Annotated in this window: 4 protein-coding genes; 1 reads left to right on the forward strand and 3 read right to left on the reverse strand. The window is 40.2% G+C overall.

The genetic code is table 11. The features are described from left to right. Positions 1-2,016, reverse strand: a 2,016-nt coding sequence (locus tag AC3LHT_RS08360) for an efflux RND transporter permease subunit (RefSeq protein WP_488662566.1), incomplete at its 3' end; no start/stop codon positions are given. Positions 2,017-2,379: 363 nt separating this feature from the next. On the opposite strand from AC3LHT_RS08360, the gene rd reads away from it, so the two are divergent. After that, complete coding sequence (gene rd / locus AC3LHT_RS08365; protein ID WP_488662567.1) at positions 2,380-3,066, forward strand: rubredoxin; 687 nt, start codon at positions 2,380-2,382, stop codon at positions 3,064-3,066. Between the two features lie 17 nt (positions 3,067-3,083). Here the strand turns inward: rd and proB are convergent, their stop codons facing one another. Further along, positions 3,084-4,148, reverse strand: a complete 1,065-nt coding sequence (gene proB, locus AC3LHT_RS08370; protein WP_290668307.1) for a glutamate 5-kinase — start codon at positions 4,146-4,148, stop codon at positions 3,084-3,086. 2 nt (positions 4,149-4,150) lie between these two features. Next, the gene (locus AC3LHT_RS08375; RefSeq protein WP_488662568.1) at positions 4,151-5,392 is read right to left on the reverse strand and encodes a glutamate-5-semialdehyde dehydrogenase; all 1,242 of its coding nucleotides are present in this window, start codon (positions 5,390-5,392) and stop codon (positions 4,151-4,153) included. Between the last annotated feature and the right edge of the window lie 206 nt (positions 5,393-5,598).

The following is a 5,598-nucleotide window of genomic DNA, read 5'->3' on the forward strand; positions in this document are numbered from 1 at the left end:
CAACACGCCGGTAGCAACACCGAATACTAGAAGCAAAGCCAGATCAGAATAAATCTTCATTGATGTAAAGAAAAGAGCACTAAACCCAGCTGCAAGGGAAAGCCCACTGGCCACAATAACAGGTCCGATATCATCCATGGCTTTCTGTATCGCCGTAGTTTCGTCCTTCTCTCTTTTAATGGTGCGATATCTCAACATTAAGTGAATTGAGTAATCGATTATCAGTCCCATGAGCACTCCGGAAACGATAGAAGTTCCCACATCCAAATTTAACCCAAAAATTGCCATATAAGCGAAGTTCATAATGGTAGTTCCCACAATTGGGACTATGGCTATCAGGGTATATCGTAGGTTTCGAAAGACGATAAGCAACAAAATGAATATAGCACCAGAGGCCATCAATATAGTCATAATCTGGTTTTTAGAGGTATTCATATTCAAAGCTGCGAAATTCAACAAAGGCGAATTCACTGTATAAGTGTATTGAGGATACTTATTCATAACATCCTCAATAGACGTCTTCAGAGTTATGGCTCCCACAGCGTCAGTTATAGGTGTTTTTACCATTATTCGCAGATTTTTACCTTCCACAAATTCGTTCAGAAATTCCTGACCCCGTTCAGTGCGAGAGAAAATCATCGTGATGGGGAGAGGAATATTGAAATTGTCAACAATGTCCATTATTGAGCTGGTACCCCGTACATTTTTAATTGAATGAAGATCATCGAGTATGTTTTCAATAATGGCCGCATCTTTAGCAGTGAAATTACCATCTTTTTGGAGTTCTATATAAAAGGGAACAACCCAGCCAAAATATTTTTTGCTAACTTCAGCCGAGCGAACCAGATCGGAGCTTTTTTTGAAAAAGCCAAATTGGTCGGAATTCACCTCGAGATTTTTTATGAAAAATGGCGAAATTACAAGCAAAAATAACATGGCAATTGAAATACCAATTCCTGTTTTGCTCCCCAGCTTGAATTTTACGGTCATCCTTTTGTGGTGAGTTTTGAGATCGATAAGGGAAATGATAGCCGGAATTACAACCAACGAGAAGGCGAAACTAAATCCAACTCCCAATGAAACAAGTAATCCCAATTCTTTCATAGCTTTCATTGAACTAAAGAGGAAAGTCAAAAAACCAACGGCAGTTGTAAGTGCCGACAAGAAAAGCGAAGGGGCCTCATCTTTAATTGCATGCATAAGTGCTCCACTATGGCCCTGTTTGGACCTGAAGAGAAGATACCTGTCAATCACGTGAAGCCCGTACGAAGAACTCACAACGATAACGAAAAGTCCTGCTGTTGATGTGAGTATATCGAGTTTTACTCCGATAATTGCCGCAATGCCGTATGTAAACCCGGCTGCAAGTGCTGCAAACAACGGGGGAAGCATTGCAGAACGGACATCCCCAAGCCTGAAAAAATAAATCAGCCACATCAGGAAAAAAAGTGCGGGTGGAAAGATAAAAATGAGTTGCTTCACGGATTTTTGGATGCCGTAATCCACTACCGGAGTCCCTGTTACGTTGTAATCGAAATTTTTTGGAAGATCTTTGAGAACACTGAACACTGATTCAAGGTTAACGTTTTTAACGTTGAGAATAACGAAGGCAACTTCTCCATTGGAATCAATGAGGTTATCAACATAAAGTGGGTTGTTCAAAATTTCTGAGGCATTTTCTGCTGGAATACCATCGTTGAAATATGGCTTCCCTTCAAGGCTGAATCCCTTTAGTTTTACATCGGCAGCGTCAAAAATGGAATTGACTTTCAATACCCCATCTATCGCTTTCAATGACTGCACCATTCTATAAAGTGCCATGGAATTATCTACTTTAAAAATGCCGGGAGTTTTCACAATAATCAGAAGCTTGTCAGGAAGGTTTTCTGTTGAATTGCCTTCTCTAAAAGTGAGCTCTTCAGTAGATCCATAATTCAGTTTTGGTAAAAAAGAGAATATGATAATAGAAGAAAGCGCAAAGATAATGATGATCATGAGTGAGGTTCTTTTTTGCACTGGGTTACCTTCTTTCATTAATTTAATAATTTAATCATTTAAATTATAAACCATTATCTCACCAGCGCCATTGAAAAAGTTTGGACTGTAAGTTAAATGTGTGTAATGAAATTCAGAATAATAAGGAAAGATTCAGGAAGGGATAATTTACTCAAAAGCCATTCTTCTCCATAGAAGGATGCTAAAACGCTTACACCAGTTGTTGTGTCGCGTTTTACTTTTCAAATGTGTTTGTGTCGACGAAAAACCAGTCACCACCTTTGTGTTGGCACTTGAAATAAATATCACGATGGTAATGTAAAATTGTAGCAGAGAACCGACAAGCTCAATATTTTTCAATCGTAGCTGTCTGGAGGTGAAAAGATGAATTTGGATGCTTTATTTAAAGTTACATATGGTTTGTATGTAATTACGTCAACCTTGAACGGAAAGAAAAATGGGCAAATAGCCAATGTGGTATTTCAAGTTTTGGCAGAACCACCCACAATAGCAGTTTGCATAAATAAGCAGAATCTCACCTACGATTTTATTCGGGAAAGCAAGGTGTTTGGAGTGTCTGTCTTATCTAAGGACACTCCATTAAAGCTCATAGGGCTTTTCGGATTTAAATCCGGGAGAGATATAGATAAATTCGAAAATATAAATCACAAGATAGGAATAACTGGTGCCCCTTTGCTTAAAGATTACTGTGTAGCTAATTTAGAGGCAGAAGTTGTAAATTCCATGGATGTCGGTACACATGTTGTTTTCATGGGAAAGCTTGTTAACGGGGAAATAATTTCTAAAAAAGAACCTATGACATATGCCTATTACCATGAAATTAAAGGAGGAAAGTCTCCCAAAACTGCCCCTACATATGTTGAAGAGAAAAAATCTGAAGCTCACGGTGGCAAAAAATATCGTTGCACGGTGTGTGGTTATATTTACGATCCGGGGAACGGCGATCCAGAATCAGGAACTGCACCAGGAACATCTTTCGCTGAGCTGTCAGAAAATTGGGTGTGCCCAGTATGTGGTGTTGAAAAGAATAAGTTTGAAGAGCTATTATGAGGAAAGATGCAAAGCATTTAGCCTTCTCTCCAGAAGTTATCTGTATGAATGAAAGCGGTTGGACAATCGTATCCAAGCGCTTTCTTGGCTTCAATGCTTTTCAATCCGATGATTTTTCTCATTTCAGTGCTATTGAAGTTTGTTATACCCTTTCCGATTCTGTTGCCCTTTTCAGTCAGAACATCGACAATGTCTCCTGTATGAAAATCTCCTTCAATTTTAATAACCCCGACAGGCAAAAGACTTTTTGATTTTTTTAGAGCTAACTCAGCACCTCTGTTTATTACAACCACTCCCGAAGGGGAGGAAAGAAATCCTATCCAGGCTTTTTTGGAGCTGATTGCATTACGTGCTTTGAAACGAGTGCCGATACTTTCTCCCTTTATGAATTTTTCTAGATTTTCAAGCGTTTTTCCATTGGATATGCAGCTTTCCACCCCGGCTGCTGAAGCTGCCCGCGCAGCCCTTATCTTCGTTTGGATACCTCCAGTCCCCCATCCATTACCTGGAAGCTTTTTTAAGCGTGTGTGAAAATTATATTCGCCGATTCTGTTTCCAGCCTCGTCTATTATCCCATCCACCGTGGACAGCAGGAACAGATAATCGCTTTTCCAGCCTATGGCAAACATAGCTGCAAGTACGTCGTTGTCTCCAAAGCTGATTTCTTCGGTGGATACAGTGTCGTTTTCATTCACTATTGGGAGAAAACCCATTTCAAGAAGACCGATCAAGGTGTTTCTAAGATTCAGAAATCTTTTCCTGTTGCTGAAATCATCTCTGTTCATAAGAAGCTGTGCCACCTTTATCCCATAAAAATCAAAGACACCTTCGTAAAGCTTCATGAGTTGAACCTGCCCGATGGCACACAATGCTTGCTTTATATATAAGTCTTGATCGACATCTTTATGGAAAGCCACCCCGTAACCAGCTGCTTTTGCTCCAGAAGTTACCAGCACAACCTGATTATCTTCTTGCCAAAATCTGGCAAGAGTTCTGGCTAGCTCTACCATGTATTCCTTGTCTATTGCTCCGTCATCTTTTACTAGTAAATTGCTTCCTACTTTCACGACGATCTTTTTCAAAATCAATCCCTCACTCTGTAATCGCCCAATACGATATATTTATATGTGGTGAGTTCTTTCAGCCCAACAGGGCCTCTTGCATGCAATTTCTGTGTGCTTATCCCGATTTCACCGCCAAATCCAAATTGTTCGCCATCCGTGAATCTCGTAGAAGCATTCACGTAAACTGCCGCGGCATCTATGGAAGTGGTAAAGTTTCTCGCATTACTGTAATTCTCAGTGAGTATTGCTTCTGAGTGTCCTGTCGAATATTTTTGAATGTGTTCCATGGCTTCATCAATAGTTTCAACTATTTTTATTGCGAGAATGAGATCAAGATATTCAGTTGACCAGTCTTCTTCAGTAGCGGCTTTGGCTTCTATAATCTTTCTGGTTGTTTCACATCCCCTGAGTTCAACTCCCTTTGAGCTAAGTCGCTTTGCCATAGCAGGAAGGAATTTTTTGGCTATGTTTTTATGCACAAGAATGGTTTCAACAGCGTTACAGGTACCGGGACGCTGGGTTTTCGCGTTATCGATTATTTCAATGGACTTTTCTATATCAGCGCTCTCGTCAACGAAAATATGGCAGTTGCCAACACCCGTTTCAAGAACAGGCACAGATGAATTTTCCACAACGAATTTGATCAATCCAGCCCCTCCTCTGGGAATAATCAAAGATAGATAACTGTCAAGGTTCAGCATTTCTTGGACATTTTTTCTGTCTGTATCTTCAATAATCTCCACAGAGGTTTCTGGAAGGCTGGAATTGCTAAGACCGTCTTTAATCGCTTTAGTGATAGCCAGGTTTGACCTGATTGCATCACTTCCACCTCTTAGCAAGACAGAATTGCCTGCCTTCAATGCCAAAATGGTGGCATCGAGCGTTACATTAGGTCTTGACTCATATATCATACCAATTGCCCCTAGTGGTACCCTTACTTGCGCAATTCTCAGTTCTTTCTCAACCCAGGAGTTGATAACCTCTCCCACAGGATCCTTAAGTTTTGAAACTTCATTGCAGGCGTTGATCATGCTGTCAATTCTTTTATCAGTGAGTTTTAATCTATCTACAAGGGATTCCCTAACTCCCTTTTCTATTGCGTTTTTGACATCTTCAGCATTTGTTTTGAGTATTTCAAGCCTGCTTTTATTAAGAGCATTGGCTATGGAAATTAAAGCTTCATTTTTTTCGGAAGTAGTTGCAAGCGACAACTTTCTCGTCGCAGCTTTGACCTTTGAAGCTTTGCTGGTTACTTCAGTCATGCTATCCCCTCCAAAAGCTCAGTTCTCTATATCTTGACAATATATTTCACCGATTATAACACTATTTCGAGTTGCGAGTGCATCAAGAACCAAGTTGTGAGTTATGAGTGATGAATTATGAGTTATGAGTTAAAGAGTCGAGAACCGAGAATCCGAGAGCCGAGAATCCGGGATCAAGAGCCGAGTTGCGAGTATGTCAGGAACCG

Source organism: Kosmotoga sp., assembly GCF_982836095.1.

What these genes read in the sequence shown, in the direction of transcription:
- rd (WP_488662567.1), top strand. Translation starts at nt 2,380, where the DNA reads ATGAATTTGGATGCTTTATTTAAAGTTACATATGGTTTGTATGTAATT.
- AC3LHT_RS08375 (WP_488662568.1), bottom strand. Translation starts at nt 5,392, where the DNA reads ATGACTGAAGTAACCAGCAAAGCTTCAAAGGTCAAAGCTGCGACGAGA.